26 protein-coding genes are annotated in these 22,676 nt (G+C 50.6%); 20 read left to right on the top strand and 6 right to left on the bottom strand.

Going from position 1 to position 22,676, the window contains the following annotated elements; genetic code table 11:
* The first annotated feature begins 99 nt into the window (after positions 1-99).
* The 8 genes from BHE81_RS27095 to BHE81_RS27055 all read left to right on the top strand — a co-directional run bounded on the left by BHE81_RS27095 (position 100) and on the right by BHE81_RS27055 (position 3,895).
* On the top strand, positions 100-438 hold the full coding sequence (locus BHE81_RS27095; RefSeq protein WP_011091056.1) for a hypothetical protein: 339 nt from the start codon (positions 100-102) through the stop codon (positions 436-438).
* Positions 439-535: 97 nt separating this feature from the next.
* Complete coding sequence (locus tag BHE81_RS27090) at positions 536-766, top strand: Hha/YmoA family nucleoid-associated regulatory protein (RefSeq protein WP_004187345.1); 231 nt, start codon at positions 536-538, stop codon at positions 764-766.
* A 617-nt stretch (positions 767-1,383) separates the two neighbouring features.
* The gene (locus BHE81_RS27080) at positions 1,384-1,794 is read left to right on the top strand and encodes a DUF1380 family protein (RefSeq protein WP_103468705.1); all 411 of its coding nucleotides are present in this window, start codon (positions 1,384-1,386) and stop codon (positions 1,792-1,794) included.
* 61 nt (positions 1,795-1,855) lie between these two features.
* Positions 1,856-2,161, top strand: coding sequence for a hypothetical protein (locus BHE81_RS27075; RefSeq protein WP_103468706.1), 306 nt, complete (start codon positions 1,856-1,858; stop codon positions 2,159-2,161).
* A gap of 200 nt (positions 2,162-2,361) precedes the next feature.
* A complete protein-coding gene (locus tag BHE81_RS27070) occupies positions 2,362-2,802 on the top strand; it encodes an antirestriction protein (protein ID WP_040027871.1) in 441 nt (146 codons plus the stop codon).
* Between the two features lie 43 nt (positions 2,803-2,845).
* The gene (locus BHE81_RS27065) at positions 2,846-3,130 is read left to right on the top strand and encodes a hypothetical protein (RefSeq protein WP_103468707.1); all 285 of its coding nucleotides are present in this window, start codon (positions 2,846-2,848) and stop codon (positions 3,128-3,130) included.
* Positions 3,131-3,287: 157 nt separating this feature from the next.
* Positions 3,288-3,521 (top strand): hypothetical protein, encoded by a 234-nt coding sequence (locus BHE81_RS27060; protein ID WP_032440567.1) that lies wholly within the window; start codon positions 3,288-3,290, stop codon positions 3,519-3,521.
* Between the two features lie 53 nt (positions 3,522-3,574).
* Positions 3,575-3,895 (top strand): hypothetical protein, encoded by a 321-nt coding sequence (locus tag BHE81_RS27055; protein WP_032440568.1) that lies wholly within the window; start codon positions 3,575-3,577, stop codon positions 3,893-3,895.
* Between the two features lie 290 nt (positions 3,896-4,185).
* Here the strand turns inward: BHE81_RS27055 and BHE81_RS27050 are convergent, their stop codons facing one another.
* Positions 4,186-4,605: a MobC gene (locus tag BHE81_RS27050; RefSeq protein WP_227538284.1), complete on the bottom strand. Its 420-nt coding sequence runs from the start codon at positions 4,603-4,605 to the stop codon at positions 4,186-4,188.
* Between the two features lie 289 nt (positions 4,606-4,894).
* On the opposite strand from BHE81_RS27050, the gene mobA reads away from it, so the two are divergent.
* On the top strand, positions 4,895-5,206 hold the full coding sequence (mobA, locus tag BHE81_RS27045; RefSeq protein ID WP_103468708.1) for a plasmid mobilization protein MobA: 312 nt from the start codon (positions 4,895-4,897) through the stop codon (positions 5,204-5,206).
* A 2-nt stretch (positions 5,207-5,208) separates the two neighbouring features.
* Positions 5,209-7,137: a TraI/MobA(P) family conjugative relaxase gene (gene traI, locus BHE81_RS27040; protein WP_103468709.1), complete on the top strand. Its 1,929-nt coding sequence runs from the start codon at positions 5,209-5,211 to the stop codon at positions 7,135-7,137.
* A 150-nt stretch (positions 7,138-7,287) separates the two neighbouring features.
* Here traI and BHE81_RS27035 read toward each other — a convergent pair whose 3' ends face one another.
* From BHE81_RS27035 to BHE81_RS27015, 5 genes are all read right to left on the bottom strand, one after another.
* The gene (locus BHE81_RS27035; protein WP_103468710.1) at positions 7,288-8,229 is read right to left on the bottom strand and encodes an Rpn family recombination-promoting nuclease/putative transposase; all 942 of its coding nucleotides are present in this window, start codon (positions 8,227-8,229) and stop codon (positions 7,288-7,290) included.
* Positions 8,230-8,412: 183 nt separating this feature from the next.
* On the bottom strand, positions 8,413-10,104 hold the full coding sequence (locus BHE81_RS27030) for a hybrid sensor histidine kinase/response regulator (protein ID WP_103468711.1): 1,692 nt from the start codon (positions 10,102-10,104) through the stop codon (positions 8,413-8,415).
* Positions 10,101-10,595 (bottom strand): molybdopterin-dependent oxidoreductase, encoded by a 495-nt coding sequence (locus BHE81_RS27025; protein ID WP_103468712.1) that lies wholly within the window; start codon positions 10,593-10,595, stop codon positions 10,101-10,103. The genes BHE81_RS27030 and BHE81_RS27025 overlap by 4 nt, the downstream gene beginning before the upstream one ends.
* A complete protein-coding gene (locus tag BHE81_RS27020; RefSeq protein WP_103468725.1) occupies positions 10,588-11,517 on the bottom strand; it encodes a glycosyltransferase family 9 protein in 930 nt (309 codons plus the stop codon). Before BHE81_RS27020 ends, BHE81_RS27025 begins: the two co-directional genes overlap by 8 nt.
* A 59-nt stretch (positions 11,518-11,576) precedes the next feature.
* Positions 11,577-12,419, bottom strand: a complete 843-nt coding sequence (locus BHE81_RS27015; RefSeq protein WP_103468713.1) for a helix-turn-helix domain-containing protein — start codon at positions 12,417-12,419, stop codon at positions 11,577-11,579.
* Positions 12,420-13,028: 609 nt separating this feature from the next.
* Here BHE81_RS27015 and BHE81_RS27010 point away from each other — a divergent pair.
* The 10 genes from BHE81_RS27010 (at position 13,029) to BHE81_RS26965 (ending at position 22,674) form a co-directional block, all read left to right on the top strand.
* The gene (locus BHE81_RS27010; protein ID WP_103468714.1) at positions 13,029-13,256 is read left to right on the top strand and encodes a hypothetical protein; all 228 of its coding nucleotides are present in this window, start codon (positions 13,029-13,031) and stop codon (positions 13,254-13,256) included.
* Between the two features lie 731 nt (positions 13,257-13,987).
* Positions 13,988-14,467, top strand: coding sequence for a lytic transglycosylase domain-containing protein (locus tag BHE81_RS27005; protein ID WP_064357937.1), 480 nt, complete (start codon positions 13,988-13,990; stop codon positions 14,465-14,467).
* Positions 14,468-14,489: 22 nt separating this feature from the next.
* Positions 14,490-14,957 carry a DotD/TraH family lipoprotein gene (locus BHE81_RS27000; RefSeq protein ID WP_032440575.1) on the top strand — a complete coding sequence of 156 codons (468 nt, stop codon included), beginning with the start codon at positions 14,490-14,492 and terminating at the stop codon, positions 14,955-14,957.
* Between the two features lie 47 nt (positions 14,958-15,004).
* Entirely contained in the window at positions 15,005-15,772 is a 768-nt protein-coding gene (locus BHE81_RS26995) for a type IV secretory system conjugative DNA transfer family protein (RefSeq protein ID WP_416333002.1), read from the top strand.
* Positions 15,750-16,937 (top strand): plasmid transfer ATPase TraJ, encoded by a 1,188-nt coding sequence (gene traJ, locus BHE81_RS26990; protein ID WP_077255878.1) that lies wholly within the window; start codon positions 15,750-15,752, stop codon positions 16,935-16,937. Before BHE81_RS26995 ends, traJ begins: the two co-directional genes overlap by 23 nt.
* Positions 16,934-17,200, top strand: a complete 267-nt coding sequence (icmT, locus tag BHE81_RS26985; RefSeq protein ID WP_032440577.1) for an IcmT/TraK family protein — start codon at positions 16,934-16,936, stop codon at positions 17,198-17,200. The genes traJ and icmT overlap by 4 nt, the downstream gene beginning before the upstream one ends.
* A 17-nt stretch (positions 17,201-17,217) precedes the next feature.
* On the top strand, positions 17,218-20,433 hold the full coding sequence (locus BHE81_RS26980) for an LPD7 domain-containing protein (RefSeq protein WP_103468717.1): 3,216 nt from the start codon (positions 17,218-17,220) through the stop codon (positions 20,431-20,433).
* Between the two features lie 33 nt (positions 20,434-20,466).
* A complete protein-coding gene (locus BHE81_RS26975; protein WP_103468718.1) occupies positions 20,467-20,820 on the top strand; it encodes a conjugal transfer protein in 354 nt (117 codons plus the stop codon).
* A gap of 71 nt (positions 20,821-20,891) precedes the next feature.
* Complete coding sequence (locus BHE81_RS26970; RefSeq protein ID WP_196548568.1) at positions 20,892-21,560, top strand: DotI/IcmL/TraM family protein; 669 nt, start codon at positions 20,892-20,894, stop codon at positions 21,558-21,560.
* Between the two features lie 148 nt (positions 21,561-21,708).
* A complete protein-coding gene (locus tag BHE81_RS26965) occupies positions 21,709-22,674 on the top strand; it encodes a DotH/IcmK family type IV secretion protein (protein WP_416333003.1) in 966 nt (321 codons plus the stop codon).
* Positions 22,675-22,676 lie beyond the last annotated feature (2 nt).

Here is a 22,676-nt window from a genome sequence, read left to right as displayed (position 1 = left end):
TTGCTTGATTGCTATGGCTCATTAGACGTATAATGATCACATCGAAAGGCAATCCGGTCATTCGACGGTAGCGCCCCGACTGGCGCAGGAGTAATAAACATGGCTATTCAATCCCTTCAGTTCCGTAACGGCTCCGTTTCTCTTGGTGATGTTTTTGTTTCCAGCTGGGGTTATGAGCAGACAAATACCTGTTTTTATCAGGTTATCGCCCTGCGTGGTAAGAAAACTGCCGTACTGCGCCGCATCGCTGCGCAGCAGGTGAAAGCAGACAGTGCAATGTCTGGCGAGTTAAAGCCGGTTTTGAACGAGTTTAAAGGCGAACCCGTGACCCGTCGCATCCGTGAAAACCATGAGCATCCGTCTGTCAGCATTGACGAGTACGAACAGGCTTATAAGACCGATCCTAACGAAAGCCATTTTTACAGCACCTGGGGCTGACCGCCTGCTACGCCCCGCAAGGGGCGTATAGTCGAAGACTTATTCAACCAAAACGTGAATACTATGCGAAATAACAAGGCGCTCAGGACGCAGATACATGGCGGAAACAGTTTATCAGGCGCGGAGGCGTTTTTACCTTCTCCGTTTTCGGCGCAGTCGTAACCCGGACACACTGGAAAAAATGTACGAATCCATGCGGGATCGTGGACAGGTGCCGCCGGAGGACACCGAGGCTTTTGAGGCTGCCGCCGACCATCGCCGCGCAGAGCTGGCATCGGGACGCATCTGGGATAAGATCCCGCCGCATGTCTGGCAGTATGTAAAATAATCACAGCGCCCCTACATGGGGCGTTTTTTTGCTTGCATGTGTGGCTCGTTAGACGTATAATGTTTTTACTGATTCAAATCAGTACCTTCCTAAACAGCCTTACAGGTGCATTATGACCTCTTCTGAAATCCTCCATAACCTCCCTCAGATTATCACGGCCATGGCCGCCCTCATTACAGCCATTACCGGGCTGATTAAAGTCATGAAGGATAAGGGTAAGGACTGAACCGCCGCAGGGGGCGACAGCCCCCTGCATCGCTAACCGGCAGCGCCCCGACTGGCGCAGGAGTAAAAAAGTGACAACGCTACATTTTCGAGAAATTCCCACTGATGGAGCGCCGCCTATCTGTGCAGGCCGCTCAATCTCAGATGATGACCTTTGCGCCTCATGCCAGCATCTCGACTATCGCCCTGGGCACCTCAGCGCCTGCCTGCTATCAGGTTGCGGGCGTGACGACTGGCCTTCAGAACTGGATGCAAACTGCTACAGCGTTGCCTGTAGCAGCTATGAGCGTGAAAAATCGCTTGATTGGTATGGCTCATTAGACGTATAATAATCACATCGAAAGGCATCCGGTCTTTCTCGGCAGCGCCCCGACTGGCGCAGGAGTTTTACAATGCACGGTAACGTAAATGAAATTTGCGCAAGGCTTCTCGATAGTTTTGAACCACAGCAGCGGATCAGCCTTCTGATCTGGACTGCTGAAGATGTCCATGACTGCACCAGTGATATGAACCTCACTGACGATGAGGCCGAAGCCGTTCTGGCAGAAATCGCGGAATGCAGTTCACACAGCCGTTATGGCGTCGGAAAAGATACCGTCTGGAGCCTGGCGAAGCAGGTGCGCGAAGATGCCGCCCGCGATCGAAAGATTGAGGTTAATGCAGAAGCACTGCAAAAAGTCGTGGCGCTGGCGGCGCAGTTTGTCCGGCAGGAAGAGATCCAGTCTGGCGAAGGAGCTGCACGCCGACTTTATCCGCAGGAGTCTGAGGCGCTGGACTGTATCACTCAGGCGATTAACGGCTAATTTACGCAGTAACGCAGCGTACTTTCACGGTAGCGCCCCGACTGGCGCAGGAGGAAAAAACATGTCCCAGAATGAAGCCTATTACGACACGCTGGCCCTGATTGAAAAGGGGGAATGGTGTTTCGGCAGTATGAACGAAGAGAACGAAGAGCGGGCAATCAAGGCCGCTAAGGCGCTGGCGCTGTTTGCGCGCCTGAATGAGCAGGGCAGCGACGGACACCCGGTTTCCGAAATCATCGTTGATTTTATCGCTAACCTGATGCACCTGGGGGAAGCGATAAATTTTCGTGTGCTCGATGAGGAAAGCGCGGTGATCCCGTTGGTCAGGATCGCAGCCGTACACTTTAACGCTGAAACAAAGTCATAGTAATCATGTGAATCAGAAGGGGGCAGGCGTGATCCTGCCCCCAAAAATGGACAGGGGAAAGAGTTCTCCCGCCTGAAAATATTCAGGCAGGCGGGAATATTTTGCTTGATTAACATGGCTCATTAGACGTATAATGATCACATCGAAAGGCAATCCGGTCTTTCGACGGTAGCGCCCCGACTGGCGCAGGAGTACAGAAAATGTCTACTGAACTGAATCAACCCGCCATCACTGCACGCATTATCCCCAATAACCGCCGCATGGCCTTTCTGCCACGCCTGTTCGGCGCCTGGTATCTCACAGGTGAGGCCGGTGTCTACAACCACGCACGTTCTCTCTGCGCCGATTATCAAGGCGGTTCCTGGGAGTTCGTCGAACTGTCTTGCGGTAGCGGCTTCATGTACCCACTGAGCGCAGAGCGCTTCACGGTATCGGTTAGCGGTAACTGGTTCGAAGGGGAATTGTCCGCAGAAGCTACCGGTATCGTGCTGACCCTGTTCACCCTGAACCACATGATCTGGCACGCACATGAAGAAGGCTATCAGCACATCTGCGACATGCTGATCACCCAGCAGGAAAAGCTCAAATTATATGCCGACCAGCACGCCGAAGCCGGTTTGATTTACCGCGCGATTGACTGAAACGGCGGCCCCCGCGAGGGGGCCAATACTGACAGGGGGAAAAATGTTAACACTAACTGATATTCGCGCCAGCAATACGGTGCTGGTTACGGAATTTGGCGGCATGCGTGCTGTGCATTTCTGTCTGCATGAAAAATTAAGCGGTAGCGACAACGATCTGTGGTTTCCGCTGGCCAATGGAGCCGACCTGTTCGAGGCGCTGGAAAGCATTATGTGCATCAATTTTGCCGCTGCTAACGTTGTCTCGCTGGAGTTCCTGCGGCAGAACGGGAAGTGCAAAGACTACCGGATCACCTACAACAAGGCCAAATTCAAGCCATTATGTTAGATGGCTGACATCATTAAATGTTCATATTTGAACAAAATTAAATTAAAAAAATACGTCTGATGAGTTGACGAAATGGCTCATTAGACGTATAATTATTACATCGAAAGGCAGTTGAGCCTTTCGCGGTAGCGCCCCGACTGGCGACGAGGTAAAAAAAATGGAACTCAATGATACTGCAAAATTACCTGACTCTGATGCACGGAAAATTAACGCCGTAGCGTCTCAGGCATACCCTCTTGGCCTCCTGCCTAATCTGAAAATTAACTTCTACTCTATTGACGCCATTCAACTTGAACTGCGTGACAACAGTGGTGATCTTATCTGGCGAGATTTCACGTTCTCCCGCGATTTTATCAACGGTTTTATGCCTTATATCAGACCAATAAATTAGCACTGATTATCGACGGGAGCGGGGGAGAAACTCCCCCGGAAGGAGATTAAGAAATGGTATTAACCGGTATTGAAACAGTAAAGGTAGCGGTGATCTGTACAGGCCACGTTAGCCATCAAGATTCAGAGATTATCCCTGAGTTTCTCTGGAACAACTGGAAAGAATCTGGAGAGTTCTGGATAAGCAGTACTGCTCACGGTTGGTTATTTCGGTTGTGTGCTCTGCCCGATGAATGGGAGGAGCGTCTGAAAAATTTTGGGGTAAGTGACGGCTGCATATCAAATCTTAGAGTGCTGGAATGTGAAGGATATGACTGGGTTCATTTCCAGGCTGATGCACCCATCGTGGAAGAGCTTCAGCACTGGGACTGGTAAAAATCTGGAACACTAAAGGGGGTTTAAAAAGTAGAGAAAAAAAGGGGGCCGGATTGCGAGCACAATCCGGCAGGTTGACAAAAGAAAATGTGAGGTTTGCTTATGTCATTATCCATTCTACAGCTTGCCGAGGATCTTGCAAAGGGTAAGCGAATGAGAGTACCACCGATGAACGGACCGGAGTGGCGACACTTCTGTTTCTGGCTTGAATATTACATGGGATACAGTATGTAAAGTAACGAACGGCGCTCATGGCAGCGCCGTTTTATTAACTTTCAGCAGGGGGAATTTCACGCCTGAACTGGCGATTTATCCTCAGTAGATGAAGAGACCCGCTTTCTCTGACGTGTTCTTTTTCCTTCAGTAATCTCTTTTAAATCTTTAAGCGTCACATCATGAAAACCAAAGTTTTTAAGGTGCTCAAGGATTTCGCTGAGTGTGTATCCCTTGTTTTTAATCAGCGTCTCAATATCACTTTTCAGGGAATCAAGTACATCTCGTTTCTGTAATCTTTCTTGGGTCACATCTGGAAGTTCAGCCAGCTGACCTCGAATAGATTCGATGTCTGTTGTGCTGTACAGCTTCGATTTTTTGGCAACCATTCTGGAATCCTCCACCGGAAAAATTTTCATTGTATCTACCGAAAAAATCATTACAAGCAGAGCAAAATTTTCTGCGTAAAAATTTGGATAACCATCTCCGGAAATCATAATCCCTTAGCGTTACAGGAAGCGTAGCCTATCCCGTTCTCTTTGAATCACAGGCGATGATGTGTCCTGCATGCATATCAATATACCTGAACTAGTGCAGCGCACTCCCTTTGTCATCTGGCATACAGGTCGCAAATTTGCTAAACTCATTTGCGAAGTTCAAAAGCGGGACAGGATATGTTTTGTAGCACCGCCACCACGGTGGCGTCACTCCAAAACTCCTGGTCAGGGCGTAGCCCCGACACCCCAGACTGTGCTATCTACCAGAACCGTAAACAGGATTTGCTGAATGAGTAAAAGTGAGACCCGTCAGAAGACAGCCCTTCTACCCAGCATCCGTTGCACCCCTGAAGACAAGCAGGCAGTTCGTGAGAAGGCGGAGGATGCGGGCCTCAGCATTGGTGCATTTATGCTGAGGGCGGCGTTAGGAAGGAAGATTGCCCCGCAGACAGATCACAAACTCATTAACGAGCTCTCACGTCTTGGCGGTTTACAGAAGCACCTCTTTAAAGAAGGGAACGGGGTCGGCAGTAAGGAGTACGCAGAGATACTGCAGGCCATCAAGGCAGCCATTTTCAGGATAGAGCAAAAGAACGACTAGACATGAACGCCATCATTCCACCCAAACGTCGCGACAAGAAGTCCAGCTTTGTTCAGCTGGTCGCGTACGTTTCTGTGCGTGATGATGTCCCGTTAAAAGACGAACTGAAAGAAGACCAGCGTTTCCAGCGACCGTCACGTTCCCGCCAGGCCATTTTTGATCGCCTTGTTGACTACATGAACCGTAGCGAAGGAACGATCACCGAGCAGATAACTGACATGAGTCCGGAAGGAGATGTCCGCTGTTCTGTTGACGGTGTTATCTGTCAGCATAACCTGATGTCGGTTGAAACAGCCGCAATGGAGATGAACAGCATTGCCATGCAGAACCTGCACGTAAAGGATGCGGTTTATCACTATATTTTGAGCTGGCAGGAAGATGAAAATCCTTCTGACGATCAGGTTTTTGATAGTGTGAAACACTCACTCAAGCGCCTGGGTATGGAAGAACACCAGTATGTTGCGGCGATTCACCGTGACACGGATAATCTACATGTTCATGTTGCAGCTAACCGCGTCCACCCGGTTTCTTATCGCGCGGCTAATGTCTGGAATGACGCGGATAAACTTCAGCGTACCTGCCGGGAACTGGAACTGAAGCACGGATTTAAAGTGGATAACGGAAGCTGGGTTCGTGATGCTGACAACAACATTGTGCGGGCCAGAAAAGGGTATCGCAATGCACCACGTTCAGCGCGACAGCTTGAACACTTCTCTGATAAAGAGTCCCTTCATCATTTTGCAGTCCAGCATGTTCGTAAGCCTGTTAATGCCATGTTCCGTGAGAAGAACGCGTCATGGGAAAAACTGCATCAAGTCATGAATGATGCTGGTTTAATGTTAGAGACTTCCGGCAAAGGACTGATCGTGCGTGATGTGTGTGGCGACGAGAAACTGGCCGTTAAATCATCGAGGGTTCACCCTGGTATGACGCTTTCCCGTCTTGAGCCTGCGCTGGGAACCTTTGTTCCCTCACCACGTTCTGCGGAAATGGTTAAGCAAAGTGTTCAGACGCCTTACAGTGACAAACTGCATGTCCGCGATCGTGGTGCCCGTGCGGAGCGCCGGCAGGCACGCGCTGACGCCCGTATCGATTTGCGCGAACGCTACGAGAAGTACCGCAATGCCTGGAAAAAACCTGACCTTCATGCCGCTGAACGATTCCGGGCTGTGTCCGCTGCATTTAAAGAACAGAAGACCCATATCCGGGATAACGAGAAAGACGCGCATATGCGTAAGCTCATGTACCACATCGTGGAGTTTGAACGTGAGAAGTCGATGGCAGCGCTGCGTATTGCACTGAAGGCAGAACGCCAGAAGTTGTATGACGAGGGCATGATGCGGCCGCTGAGCTACCGTGCCTGGACCGAACAACAGGCGCTTCACGGCGATCAGGCTGCGCTCAGTCAGTTGCGTGGCTGGTCTTACCGACAGAATCGTAAAAACCGGACACCGCAGGCCTCTGACAATATTATTTACTGTGCACCTGCAGATGACACCTCGTTGCTCAAAGCAGATGGTTACGAGGCCCGCCTGCATCGTGACGGCGCGGTTGTCTATTCCCGCCAGGGGCAGGATGCCATCATTGATCGGGGAGACCGCGTTGAAGTCATTAATCCGTATGATGACGGTGACCTCAACACGCGCATTGCCGTTGACATGGTGGCCTGGAAATCAGGCGAGCGTGTCGAATTCAGCCGGGATGGCAGTTTCGCTTATGCTGCCGGCGATGCGGTGGCTGCACACAACCTGCATCATCGTGACAGTATCATCGTGCCGAGTGACCGGGAACAATACGACTATACGCGGGAGAAGTTTAACCAGCTGAAAGGCCGGTATACGGACAGCGAACGGGAAGCACTTCGTCAGCAATATGACGATCGTTATTACGACGATGTTCGCCACAATGACGACAGCAGTTATAAGCCATAAAAACCGCTTCGGTGCAGCATTAAGACGACAGAGCATCTGAGGGGATGTCAGGGTATTTGACTTTGCTGTCGCAGGCGGATCTGAAGGGAATTTCTCCCTGTCCCCACAAGCGTACGCTGATGGCCAGACAGGGAGTGCCAGGAAAAGTGATTAGTGGCGGATCTGCGCCAGGTCGTCTTCCGTCAGACCGGTCATTTTCATGACGGTACTACGGTCGATCCCGTTCTGCAGCATGGTACGGGCTACTTCCAGCTTACCCTCATTGCGGCCTTTTTCGATACCACGTTGTTCACCGAGCTGCAGACCTTCAGCTCTGCCCTTCTCGATGCCTTTTTGTTCAAGCTGTTGTGCAATGGTCATCAGTGCGTCTCCGTGTTGCGGCACACGCTGTGCCAGTTCGCGTACAAAGGCTTCGGCGTCGGCTGTTTCGCCTGCCTGTACAATATAGTGTACCAGCGATATTACCTGTGATGAAGACAGATATCCGGCCAGTAAAATGGGCACCAGTCGATCAACCAGTTCAGCCAGGTCCCGCTGATGAATGTGTTTCTGCAGTAAGGTCAGGGCAGCCATACTGCGATGTCCGGCGATTTCATCATCCGGGATGACCGTAACGTCTACCAGCGGGAAAGCGCTGCTGTAGAGTTTGCCTGCCAGCGCCGGATCGTCAAACTCATCCAGCCACCGGGTGGAGTATGGATACGGGGTGCGTTTCCCCGTATAGAACAGCACCGGTATCACCAGTGGCAACTTTTTATGACCGGCATCAAGATGACGCTGCATCGCGGCTACCGCATACCGGATTAGACGAAATGCCATATGCTTATCCGGAGACGACTGGTGTTCAATGAGTACATGGACATAGCCTTCCCCTGTTGTCGTTTTCAGGCTGTAGAGCACGTCACTGAAATACTGGCGGAGATCATCCTCAACGAACGAGCCGGATTCCAGTTTGAGCGTGCTGAGATCGCAGACGGTGCGCAGCTCTGCAGGCAGGTGAATTTCCATGAACTCCCGGGCAATATCCGGTTGCGTCAGGAACTGCCTGAATGTGGCATCGTGGGGTGTGGGGGTGCTGTTTTTTTTCTTCATCGGCAATAGCCTGTTAAAAATGACATGGATATGTTATCACAATCCGGAAAAGTAATAATTGTCGCTGAAAGGAATGACCATCCGCCATTCTTTATGGGGGCGGGTAGGATCGTTGCCTTACACTAAACTGCCCCCAGGAAAATCATTTACGGATACAATGCTGGCCTTGATGTTGTGTCCGAACTATCTATTTGAATATATTTTCTCGATACTTTTTCGTATATCGTTAAGCCTGACTGGTTTTGTAAGAAGCTCAACCCCATCAACTGGACTCTCGCTTGAATAAGCGCTGATGAAAATAAATGGTGTTTGTGTGTTGGGACCTGAGCCTGTTTTTACTGCCATATAAAGCTCGTCGCCAGTCATGATTGGCATCTGCAGGTCACTAAGCACAAGATCGTATGGTTTACGTCGCAACTTCTCCAGCGCCCTTTCCGGAGATGAGGTATATTCTACTTGAAATATACCCTGTAAAATTGATGCGAGCGACTCACAAACCAACTCATCATCATCAATTATCAATATGCTGAGATCGTTAGCCGTAAAACCTTCATTTCGAATAACATCGGAAATAGCCAATTCTTCTTTAGTCGTTTTTTTTACAGGCAGCGTTATTCTGAACAGACTTCCAAGCCCTAACTCACTTTTGACACTAATACTTCCATTCATTGTTTTGACAACCCCCATAACAATGGCAAGCCCCATACCAAATCCGGGAACTTTTACTCCATCAGCTACTCGAATGAAAGGGAGGAATATCGATTTTAGTTTATCTTTTGGGATGCCTCTTCCTGTATCTTCAACCTCTATGACAAGTGTTCTATCACCGTCTAAAAAAGCATTTATAGTTATATGACCTTTGTCGGTATACTTTATGGCGTTAGTTACTAGGTTTTCTGTGATCTGTGCAATCCTGAAAGGGTCGCTTATTATATAAGTATCGCTAATATTGTCTGTTCTAATATCAATAGAATGTTTATTGGAAATTGATTCACATTCGCTAACTGTATCTTTTATAAGTTTGGCAAGGTTGAATGATATGTTGTTTACCACTACATTTCCATTGTCAACCTTAGCGAACTCTGCCAGGTCTTTCATCTGGTTTTCCATCCTCTTCGCGGCATTCTCCAGTCTTTCGATATGTTTTGAATCCAATCCTGAATTTTTTAAGGATATTATTTCAATTGAAGATGTGATTGCCTGCAGAGACGTTTTTAATTCATGCCCTAATGCACCCAAAAAAGCATTTTTATTATTAAACGCAGCTTTTTCAGCTTCTAATAATTTATTGGTTTTATATAACTGAAAAGCTACTATGATAAACATAGCAAAGATTAAAACTGTTACGATTGCCAATAAAATAATAAGGCTTTGCCTTTTTTCTTTAAAGTCCTCAAGGGCTTTTGTTCTTTGATTGACCTCGGCATGGTCTGCTATGTTGTTCAATGATTTTGAGTCTGGTTCAATTTTATTAACTAGCTCAATAACTTTTTTAATGTTTGGGTTAGGGGTGTTTATATACGAGTCTACCGATTTTATTTTGTAATAAATAGAATCTATGATCTGCTTGTACCCTTCTTGATTATATAAAGGTTCAGTCGATTCGCTTCTTGCTCTAATAACATGAATGCGAGAGTAAAGGATATCTAGCTTTAATCGGATTTTATCCATATCTTTGTCTTCGCTCTTAACAAGAGAGTAAAACTCAGACAATTGGATTGAAAACTTTGCAATTGCCCATGCATAGTTTTCCTGAGTGCCGCTTATGGCATAAAAAGACTTGTCAGACAACATAGAATCGTATCTAACTATTGTCGATACAACAAAAGTTAATGTAACTGCCATTCCAGATAGAACAATAAGAATCTTTTTCATTTTAGCACCGTAATTTTGTTAACCTGCCAAATGAATCTCGATAAATACAATGGGTTGTTTATCTCGCTAGCGTGCTCATCGAGTGGGTATATAACGAAGTAAGGCCCAAAATTTCTTACTTTAAGTTTTTTACCATTCATTTTGTAAGCAAAGATGATATTGTAATTTTCAACATCTGAGACAGGGATATCAATTGAGTAATCATTTAGTGCGCTCATTCTTAATGTTCTCCCTTGAGCACCGACTAACTTTAATATGTCTTTAACTCTAACACCCTCAAAATCTACTTTAGTTTTTGGTTTCGTCCACGGTGTCGTTGTCTTTATGTGTGCCATTGGCATTTTAATAAAGTCATTGAATGTGAGTGTGTATCCAATGTCATTGTTTCTATGGCTAATCATTCCGTCAATATTTATATCTTCAGTCGCAGCCATTGCTTGAGAGGTCACAAACAAAATCGTGGCGAAAAATGAAAGTTTAAACTTATGCATAAAATTCCTCAAATTCTTTATTTAATACTTCCAGCATATAATCATCTTCGCTGCAATGAACACCTTCGGTATGGTTATTTCCGATATAAATTGATTCACATTTAGTATAGTAAAGACTACGCAACTCAGGTTTGACAGTGGTAAATATACACCTTGTGGGTATATTAAAGCCTGCTCCTAAATGAAGCGCAGAAGAATCGCAGGTATACAAAAAACATGCATGTTTTATGATTCCTGCGAAAGATAACGTATCACGGGATATGTTGCTTATATTAAAGAAATTAGGGTGATCTACGTCATTGAAACCTAATACTTTAACGCCGAACTCGTGGCTCAATTCTTCAACAATTTCAACATGAAATCGTGAGGGGATGCTTCTTATCTTTGTACTCGCGTTAGGACAAAACAGTATATACTCCCCCAGATCAAAATTTGGTACATCTGTGTTTAAAAGCCAGGAGTTATTTTTGATGTTATCATTAATGCTTTTGGGGTTGATTCCAAGATTATTTAGAAAAAAATCATGCATCTCGATGCTATCAAAATCTTCCCAATAAAGCTGATTTCCCATATCTATATTAACGTCTGCATGGTTGATTTTAGAGATGTCAAAAGGTAAGTATAATAACTTATCAATAATGCCTGATGCCATGTGATAAATTTGTTCGACATAGTCCTGGCAATGCTCCGGCCTAATCAATGTTATATGAATATCCGGATTTATAGATTTAATTGCATGCAGAGCAGAGATTCCAATGATTGAATCTCCAAGGGTTACCCCTAATCCATTAATTATGGTGACTTTTTTTATTTTTTTATAATCAACATTAACCTTGTTTAATGCATTGTTATATACTGTTTTATATGCCAATGGAGCAAGATCACCAACAGGTTTTTTCTTATTCACTCCATAGGGAGACACGATGTATCTCCCATTCAACAGAAGACTACCTGTATATTCTAATAAGCAACTGTTCATGGCTATTTGTTTGGAAAAAACTTATCTACATTTGATTTTATAACGAAAGATTTTATAGGCTTTTCATAGGGGCCAATAATATCAAGTTCGTTAATAGCTCTTGAGATCTCGCTATCAACTGCCCCGGATAACTGTCCTGTTAAAACCATAACCATCGCATGCTTATTTCCTGATGATCTGATTTTTTTAATTGTATTGAAAACGGTTTTATTATCTACAATCCAATCTAATATGTATGCATCGAACGGGGTTTGTTCGATAGCATCATCTAATTCATCTATACTATAGAATTCCTTTATTGTGTATCTATCCCCTTCAAGAAGAGATGATAGGCTCTGAACGATATTTTTATCGTCATCAAGCACAGCAATTCTATGCTTTTCTTTGTCTATTTTTTTTGGAATAATTTCGATTAAATCAATATTCATTTTTGATTCAAATAGCACATCATCACGGATACTGCTCGTTTTAACAACATGCCACACATCATTTATTTTTAATGCAGAGTAATTTGTCGGTTCCGATGGGTTTTCAGAAATATAGATCTTACAGGGCTCATTCAATTCCCCATCGCTCCAAACTGCCTCATGAACTTCAACATCCTTATTAGATTGTTCCTGATAGTAAAGTCGAAAAAAATCATCCAGCCTCATACCAACGGAATGCACAACTTCAAGCAGCTGCTGAACTCGCCATTCACTTCCTCCTGCCAATTTTTTAGTGGCCGCAGTAGAAGACATCTCAAGGACATGCCCCACATGCATTGAATGTTTCTTCTCCGGTACGCCACCACTCGTTAGAACTTTTGCAACCAGATCTCCGATCCAGTTTGTGTTGTTATTCATCACTTTTCACCTCTTGTTTGGAGCGTCACGCATAAAGTAACTACAGGTATAAGGCAGAGGCATTTTATCAGTAAAAACAATCTTTTCCGATAACTTTACTCCTAAAGGTTTTAACCTGAGGTTGTAAATTTGCCGTGTAATCCAACCACAGGTTGACATATACAGATAGTTCTATAACATATGCGTTATAGTTACACATATACACAACCTGGGGTTGGTTTGTTGCTGTGGCTATAAAACAGCGCCAGGGAAGGGGTGAGCTCGAAGTTCAAAAAGGGATGTAAGTCAGTAGCTATTACACCGTGGCTTGCCCATCACTTTTTTGCATACGCAACAATGTTGGTTTTTTTAAATTGCTCTTTAACAATGTGTAAAATCGAATTGATACAGAGTTCCTATTTAGACCCCTACGCAAAAATGCGACGTATCAAGCGGGACGATCTGTCGCTTGAGAAGGTTACCTCTGCGAAAGCAGACGTGGAACGGGCAACACTGATACGGTAAACGAAGTATCTAGCGTAATTATAAAGTATTGATTAAAGCCCACTGAAGAGTGGGCTTTGCTTAATCACTTTTATATGCCTTCCGGCAAAAGCAAGAGGAGAAATAATGGCAATTAATGCGCCGCCTGAAAAAAGAAAAAACCGTACATCAGATAATGTCATTTACATTGGTGCTGAACGTAAAGATAGAATAGACCAAATGACTATTGAGATTTCTTACAGTACCAAGAGGAAAGTCTCTACAGCTCGTTTTTTCCAATTTTTAATTGATCATTATGGAGAAAATGCAAAGAATGAATTTATTGAAGCGATAATAAAGTCGGATGATTCCTGACCTTATCTAAGTTTCCGTCTAGCACCTTTCCTGACGTATCTATGTATATTACTTTGTTTTCTATCAAGTTAAGTGTTTCGGTCTAATACCCCCGTTTCGTCGGAGCCATCATTATGAAACATCTACTTCCAGGGCTGCTTATCCCCGCAGTTCTGGCTGGCTGTGTCTCACACTCAGCCAGCACTGACGCCCCTGCCAGCATATACATCGATGGTCTAATCGCAGACAGCGCTCAGACTATCAGCCAGGCCCAGACCGGCCTTCACCAGACAGGACCGAATCCGGCCCGACCGGTATCCCCTACTGCACTGATTAAACCGTTACCACCTTCAACGCCTGTCAGACCAGGAGTGATCGAACCTTACCGAAGCCCGTCCCTTCCGGTATCGCAAAACGTTCAACTGCCGGCACTGAGCCATGTTTCCTACAACGGGCGCCCGGGACCTTTATCATTCCCGCAACGCGCTGGTTACGCCCGGAACATTACCGTTCAGGATGCCGCACAACGCATCATTCCTGTCGGCTGGTCAGTCAACTGGTCCCCGGGTCTGGAAAAAGTGCGCCGGCAACGGGTGAACCTGTCTCTTAACGATCAGTGGCCGCGCGTACTCAATAATCTGGTCTCGGCGAAGTCGCTCTACGCGACGGTTGAATGGGGACAGTCACGAATCACGATAACCTCATACAGCCCCCGACCTCGTCTCTTCAGCCATCAGTAACGGGAGGGGTCCATGAAACTGCCGGCAATTTTTCTTTGCTCCCTGCTTTTTCTGCCCCAGGCGCAGGCCTACTGTTTTAACTATGCCGCATCGAAGTACAACCAGAACCCGCTCGTCGTTGAATCCATCGCAATCTGGGAAAGCAGCCTCCGCCCTGACGCTGTCGGCCGTAACTACGATAAAGCCGGCAGGCTGCTCAGCTCTGATTATTGCCTCATGCAAATCAATACGGCGAACGTCCGGGCGCTGGTATCGATGGGTGTCATTTCTTCTGCTGACGATCTGTTAAAAGACCCGTGCTTATGTGTTCAGGCCGGCGCCTGGGTGCTTGCAAAACACCTGAAAAAATGTGGTAACACCTGGCGTTGTCTCGGCTCCTATAACGCCGGTTTCTCAGATGACCCGAAACAGGAACTAAAACGTCAGAACTACGCCGCAGAAATCCGCTCCATCTACGAACGCCTGTACGCCAGGCAGCACCGTGCCAGTTAAACCGCACAGACTGAGGTTCCCCATGATAGAAAAGCTTCTGGCCACGGTAGTGGCTTCGTTCATGCTGGCCGGCTGCCAGCAACCGAAATCCGTCATTACGGCGCCGTACGTTCCGCCGGAAAAAACGTCACAGAACGTCTCGGTAGTGCGAGCTCAGCAATACCAGCTCTGGGACGAGAAGGTCATCAATATTCGCACACCGCTACCGGCAGACACGATATACGCTAACAGCACGCGCCTCTCACTCGACTGGGACGGCGATGCGATCGAACTGCTGGCCCAGTTGGCCAGACAGCGCGGTCTTCAGTTTAACTACAGCGGCGTCCACCTGCCGTTACCGCTGAACATTCATGTCCGCGATATGACGTTCCAGAATCTGCTGCGCCTTGTCGAATCGCAAATCAGCTGGCGTGCCACGCTGCACCAGTATCCGGGCCTGCTGCAGGTCGAGTTTATGCCGGTGAAAGCAACGCCGGGGGGCCGCCGATGAAACATACCGCTATCGCGCTGCTCTGTCTGTGTGTCGCCGGATATGCGATGGCAGACGACAGCGAGCCGTCAATCCCACAGGGTATGGAACACTACCTGGACATCAGCAATGACAGTGAGAGTGACATCACTGACGCCCGGGCCGCCATCATCCGATCAGCAGGTCACACCATCGGATTCCGGGGCGGGAAAGCGCAACGTGCATTTGAGCTGGTTAACGCGCTGAATGCCCGGGAAAGCGCGCTGAATGCCCTGTATGACTTCAGAACGCTCGTCAGTCAGGAAGGCTGGTTACCGCCTGTCATCGACGAAGCGCAGGATGTGGCGCATATCACCGACGATCAGATCCGCACCGCAAGCCGCGTGTACCAAATCATTCTGCCGGAACGCTTTGTCAGTAACCCGCCGTCCTGGCGCCGCTGGTTACTGGCCGGGTTGAGCACGACATCCCCCTCTGGCCAGGAAGGTGGCGTCATCCCCAAAAACAGTGATGAACGGAAAATCTGGCAGGAAGCGGTGGAGAAAGGCTGGCAGGACGGACGTGACGGTGCCGATCACACACTGGAGGCCAATTTTAACCGCCTGACCCGGGATTACCGGGGCATGTTGCTCTACTCACGCCTGTTGCGGGAAGGCTATATCTCTCGCCCGGAAATTACCGAGCAACAACAGAGCGTCAGCGGCGGCCATAAAAAACTGGTCACAGGCGATCGCGTCCGCAATCTGCGCAGGCATGCCGAGTTCAATCCAAATAAAGGTCACTGGAAACCGGTCATCAACACGGAGTCACACCATGAATCCCACCAAACCTTCTGATCCCTCCACCCCCGATCTTGAAATGTTTGATTTCGGTGGTGCGGTTAATGTGCAAAGTTACAAAGCCTTTCTGGTATGGGCAGCCAAAAATGCCGTCAGCGACATTCACGTTCAGGGCAGCAACCCCATCGTCATCGAACGCTATGGCCGGATGGTACCGGTGACGCCCTTCTCGTTACCGGACAATATCCTCTCGGACATTATTGACGGATTATTTGACCCGGAACTTCGCGCTAAGGTCCGGGGAGGAACCCCCCAGGACCGGGCCATACAGCTCGATGGGGATCAGAATAAACGCTATGGCCTCGATCGCGGTGAACGCCTGCGCTTTCGCTGCAATGTTGTGCAGGCAACCGCAGCCAACATGCTGACCACCTGTGCCATGACACAGCGCGTCATCCCGACAGCCATTCCTGAGCTGGAAGCGATGGGGATCGAGCCGGACCTGTTTGAAGCACTGTTGCCCCATAAAGGCCTTGGTCTGGTCTGCGGTGAAACCGGGTCAGGGAAAAGCACCCTGCTGGCCGCCATTTACCGTTACTGTGCGAACCTCTTCCCTGACCGCAAAATCACCACCGCTGAGGATCCGGTGGAGTACATTATCGGCCGTAAAGGCGATGTGCTGCCGGCGACACAGCTGGAGCTCGGCCGGGATGTTGCCACCTTCGCTGAAGCCATCAGGGCGGCGCTTCGCCGGGCACCGTCCATTATCGGCGTCGGGGAAATGCGCGACACCGAGACCATTCTGGCCGCCGTGCTGAGCGCACTGTTAGGTCACCTGTGCCTGAGCACCCTCCACACGGATTCCGTTGGCGAAACGATCCCCCGTCTGTTAGCCGGTATCCCGATTGAAATCCGGGAGGCGACGGCACGCGATGTGATGGGCACGATGCAGTACATCATCGTCCAGCGTCTGCTCAGAACCACAGACGGCAAACGTCAGGCGGTACGCGAATACCTGGTATTCGACCAGCCTCTGCGAAACGAAATGGCTCAGGTGCCTTATACCGAATGGGGCCACCTGCTGAACCGGAAAGTGCGGGAGAAGAAAGGCCGCATCGCTGATAAAGCCTTCACGCTGCTCCGGGAGGGCATCATTGACCGCGATGAAATGCTCTCCGTTGTATCGCCTGCAGAACTTCGGGAAATGGAGGCCTGCGTATGAGAAGCGTGGAAAACCGCTGGCGTGAATCCAGCCGGCCGCTGACCGTTTACGGTGTCCCGGTCGGGATGTTCCTGATCTATCTCGTCTGGTGCAAGTTCCCGACCTTCATGACGTTGTGGATCTGCACGGGCGTACTGACGTTCTTCGGCGTTATCGCGCATTTCGGCTGGTCGTGGCCGGTGTTGCTGCAACGTCTTCTACACATGGTGCGGGGAAGCCGGAAGGCCGGTCGTCCCTGGTGGTATCGCCGCTTCTATGAATAATTCAGCAGGTATCGTGTATGGCTCAGCATGCTCAGGTCGCAGACCGACGTTTGTGGCTCGCAGTACCCCATGAAGAAAAAGATGAAGCCGTCGCCGCAGGCGGCCTCGCCAGTGACGGCAAACCCAATATCAGCTGGTCACCGGACGATAAGCTCTGGTATGCACGGGAAGGCACCGCCTTAGCAGGCATCCGGTTATGGCTCCCTGATACTTCCGCGCGGGCAACGGGTGACGCCGACCCCCGGGTGGAGTTTGCTGACAGGTTAAAGGAAGCCGGTTTCATCCTGGAAGGCCTCCCCGTCATGGACGGGAAATGGCACCGGGCCAAAGTCGAAGAGGATAAAAAAGGTAAATCACACCGGGAAGGGGGCGGTGCCTATAAAGGGTTCACTGACGGCCATCCCGCCGGCATTTTTGTGAATTATCACCGTTCGTCGGAAAAAGAAGTTTCACGGTGGCGGGCTCAGGGGGGAGAAACGGACCCGCTGACACGGCTGCACATTCGCGCTGCAACCCGCCAGGCGCAGGACGATAGCGAACGTGTCCGGCAGCAGGCCTATGCGGAAAAAGCCCGTGCGGCCAGCCAGCTTTATGACCAGCTGGCCCCGGCGACAGACTCACATCCTTATCTGATGCGTAAAGGCGTTTCCGCCGATCCGGCATTACGTGTCACCCGCAACAACCGACTGGTAGTACCGTTTTATAACCAGGACGGTCAATTTCAGTCCCTGCAGTACATCGCCGAAGATGGGGAAAAGAAACTCTATTCTGAAGCGCCCAAAGCCGGCAATTTTTTTATCACCGGCGGCATGCCGGTGAATGGCCAGCCCATTCTGTATGCCGAAGGGTATGCGACGGCCAGAAGCCTCACTGCAGCGACAGGCTTCCCGGTCGTGATGGCCATCGATGCCGGCAATATGAGAACGATAGCGGAAGGATTCGGACAGCGGTTCCCCGACAGCCCGCACTTCTTCATGGCCGATATGGACCTGAAGAAAAACGATAACAAAGACGATCTGTACCTTGCCATTCAGTCCTCCCGTTTTGTCCCTAGCGATCCGGGTTTCTATATGGATGAAGAAAAACTGAAGGAAATGAAGGGATTGTTTATGGCGTTACAGGCCGCCGATCGTGTGCCTGACGGACATGTTGTGATACCGCCATTTACTGAGCAGGAAATGAAAGCAGGGCTGTCTGATTTCAACGATCTCCATTCAGCTCGCGGGCTGGATTCACTGAAAACCGTACTGGCGGAGACACCCGGCCTTGCTGCACATCTGTATCACCCGGAGACGCAAACAATGACAGTTCCAGTTGAAAAGCAGGCACCTGCGCAGCCCTTCGCTGAGCCGGTCCCCGCGTATGACAACGTATCACAGGAAGGGCCTGACAATACCAGCGCAGATATGGAGAGTTATGAAGCCATGATGGCTGCGGAAGCAGCAGCGGCGCCGGAAGCAGCAGCGGCACCGGAAGCAGCAGCGACGCCCACCTTCGCCAGCCTTCTGAAAGTGACCTCAGCACCTGCGGAACCAGAGGTATCTGCAGATCCGGCGGCAGATGACAATCTGGCACCGGTAAAAGCAAAAACCACGGCAGAAAACTCGACGACCGCTGCGAATGAGCCGGATGAAACTGAAAATGCCATTGTATGGGGGCCCCGCGCGCCGGGCGAAGGTAACTTCACCCCAGAGACAGTGCCCGCATCAACCTTAATTGATACCAATGCCCTGCTTCAGCGCATCACGCATGAAATGCAGAGCAACACGGTGCTGTACAAGCTCGATGGCCAGCCGGCATTTCGCGATCATGGCAACCGGATGACAATGGAAACCCCGGATGCCAGTAAGCAGGATGACATGGTGATGGCCGCGCTGCTCACGGCAATGCAGCATTATGGTCGCAGGATCCAGATCACCGGCAGCGAGACCTTTCAGACGAAAGTTATCGGGCTGATTGCATCACACGGGCTGGATGTTCAGATGCGCGATCCGGTACAGCAGGCCATGTTAAACGAGGCCCTGAAACAACAGGCCGCTGACAGGCCGGATGTCCGCGACAGTATCAATGCCACGCCCGTGATGCCTGCGGATGCGTCCGTTCAGACCAGTCCCGGCAAAAACGCGCCCGGTCCAGCACCGGCAGGAGAACAACCCTCCCCGGTCCCGCCCGGTGGTACGGCCGTACCGCCGGTTAAGGCCTCTGAACCGGCGGGGCAACCACCTTTAGCGACGAAAGCCGAGGACTTTAAAGACGGCGTGAAGGGGCGCCTGCTGGAGCATGGCCGGGCGCATTACCAGTTCAATGAACGGAACAGCATGAACTATTACGTTCATCTCGAAACCCGCGAGGGAGTCCGGGAGGTCTGGGGAAAAGAGCTGGAACAGGCCATCAATCAGAGCCGCGTCAGTGAAGGTCAGGTCGTCAGTCTGAAGTTTGAAGGGAATAAACCTGTCACCGTCAATCAGCCCGTCATGAAGGACGGAAAAATCCAGGGATACGAACAGATCACGGCGCACAGAAATTCATGGAGCATGACGCCGCTGGTTAATCCCCGCGTTCGCCCGCCGGCGACACCCACTACCGGGGAAACACTCTCCGCGTATGATCTCCATGAGTACAGCAAAATACAGGCCCGTCTGTTGCGCACCGTGCAGGCAGAGAACGTGCCACCGATCGCCGAGCAGAAAAATAACCTGCTGTGGATACGGCCCGACGGGCGGGGAACGGGCGATGCCGGCGACCCGGCCACGGTAAAACTTCCGGCTAAAGATGGCCAGTCCACGACCCCGGTCGTCAGCGCCTGGCGGGATGACGGACAGCTGGCACTGCACCTGGTCAAAGGGCATGGCCCTTACCTACAGGGCATTGCGCAGATTAACGGACAGTACCAGCACGTCCTGGCTTCCATGACGGGAAATCAGAGCAATGCCAGTCTGATTATCAACGCGATAACCCCTGATGGCCTCAAAACCGTGGGATACGGACAGGCCTTAAACAAGGTGGAAGGTAAGCCCGTTGCGCGGGATGCCATGGCCTTTCGTTTCGCGGGGGAGACCGACACGGACAAAAAGCTGATTGGTAAGCTGGAAAATCCGGAAACCTTACCCCGGACTATCCACGCCAGACTCGGATTTGATGAACCTTTCCGTCCCGACACCGACTACCCAAAGTCGCAGCCCCGGGCAGAACATCATCACAAGGCCGCACCGGGAGCCGGACGCCCGGGGTAACACGCAGCACCCGACCCTCATGAGGAATCCATTATGCCAGTACAAAAAACACTGGGCGCCCTGGTTGTCTGCGCCCTCTTCCTGACCCCCCTCTCGCTGCAGGCCGCCACCTGCCGGGCTGCCACCGCGGCCGAGACAGGCAGTGACACGGGATACCAGACAGCAAAAAAAGCGGCCGAAGCCTGGTATGAACGGGAATCAGATGTCTCTGACTCCCTGCAGAGTTGCCTGGATAAAATCAGGACCCTGTCCATTACCATGCCAAATTTCAGCAGCCTGTCTTCCATTCTGAATGGCTACGCGGATGAAATTTGCAGTACCGTGGTCAGTGAAGTGAACAGCTATATCCCGTCCAGTATTGACCCCTGGGATGAGTTAACCAACTAATCCCCGACCGTCTCCTTTTCTTACGGAAAAACGCCATGAATACACCCGCGACAGGGGGCACAGACTCGTCTGTGCCTCAGACAACGCGTTCCCTTTCAGCGCAGGAACAACAGGTCTACGACGAAGCCATTCGCCTGCAAAATGAGCAGGCGCTGGGGGCGACCTTCGCCCGTAAGTTGCTGACATCAAACCTCATTCTGGGCACCGCGTTCCTGCTCACCACTTCCCTCAGCGGCGTGACGCTGTGGAAAGTGTATCACCCGGATAATCACTACTTCGCCACGGAAAGCGGCCGTGTCACACCGATTTATCCACTGAACAAACCGGCCTGGTCGATGGAAGACATTGCCGGCTTCGGCGCCGACACCATCCAGCGGGCTTTCACGATGGACTTCGTTCACTACCGTCAGCAGATGACATCAGTGATGACGCGCTTTACCAATCAGGGATACGCCGATTATTACAAGGCGCTGACGAGCTCGAACGTGCTGAAGATGGTGCGCGATCAACGCATGAACCTGTCCACCACCGTCTCGCCGGGGGTCGTACACAGCCAGGGCATTATTAACGGGATCTATACCGTCAGGGTTCAGTATCCCGTCTCCCTGAAGCTCGATGGCCAGGAGCGCAGCCTGCCCGCAGCGAATTACATCATCGAGCTGACTATCCAGCAAACCGATCCACGGGAAAAGCCCCTCGGCCTGGAGGTCAGGCAGACCATCATGACTTCCAGTCATTAACGGAGAACGCATGAAACCGTATTTTGCACTCTCTTTACTCGCCGTGATGTGCTGCAACGTCGGGGCGGTGGAGACTCAACAGACCGTGGTACCTCACTCTGCCGATCCGATACTGGTCACTGACGGCCCCCAACAGGATGCCGCGCTGATGAATAAAGCCGGATTACCGCCGCAGTCCGCTGAACAGCCACCGGCGCCGCCGGTGCAACCGCCTGAAACCACTCAGGCCGCACCGCCATCTGCATCAACAGCCGCCGCGCCACAGGCCAGTTCGCAGACGGACCCGGCACCGGCGGCGACGCCAGGTAGTGACGAACTCCCGCCGCCTTCGCCGCTGTACAGTGCCGCGCAGAAGCAGGTTGCGCCCCTGACACCGGATGAAGTCCGGCAACTGCGGGGGCAGAAAGAGAATATCAACCGGGCGCTGGCTTCCCCGGCGATGACGGTGGTACCCCGCATCAGTGCGCAGACGGTGAATCTGTCACCGGGTTCCAGTCTGCCTCTGGTCCGCACAGCGGTAAACCATCCCAGCAACCTGAGTTTTACCGATGCCACGGGTGCCCCCTGGCCTGTGGCAGGCAAGCCGACGAACCCGATGACGAAGGACTTTGATGTGTATTACATCCCGGACTCACCCATCGTCACCATTGTGGCCAAACGGCCCTATGCGAGCGGCAGCATTACCGTCCTGCTGAAAGGCCTGTCCGTACCGATTTCGGTGGAAGTTACCAGCGGTGACACCGACAGCCAGTCCCGGGTGTGGACCGTCGATAACCGTCTGGATCTGCGCATTCCGCAGCGGGGACCGTCCGCCCGCCCGATGGCCGCGCCGGAATCGAAAATCGGCCTTTACGACAACACGCTTCAGGCCTTCCTGGATGGTACGCCCCCGAGGGAGGCACACCGCCTGAAAGCGACCGGGCAGGTGCCTGATACCACCGTCTGGCAGCTGGGCGACGACCTCTTTATCCGGACGCGCGCTGAGATAGTCGATGAGTTTGATCAGACGCTGTCCTCCGCTGATGGGATGCACCTCTTTAAGCTCCCGGTCACGCCCTATGTGACGTTCTCCGTGATGGGGCGTTCTCAGGCACTGAACATTACTCTGGAGTGAAG

This window comes from Klebsiella sp. AqSCr, from assembly GCF_008452795.1.
In the GTDB taxonomy this organism is placed as follows: Bacteria; Pseudomonadota; Gammaproteobacteria; order Enterobacterales; family Enterobacteriaceae; genus Klebsiella; species Klebsiella pneumoniae.
The sequence above is the reverse complement of the archived record's forward strand: the minus strand, read 5'-3'. Positions and strand labels throughout refer to the sequence as shown.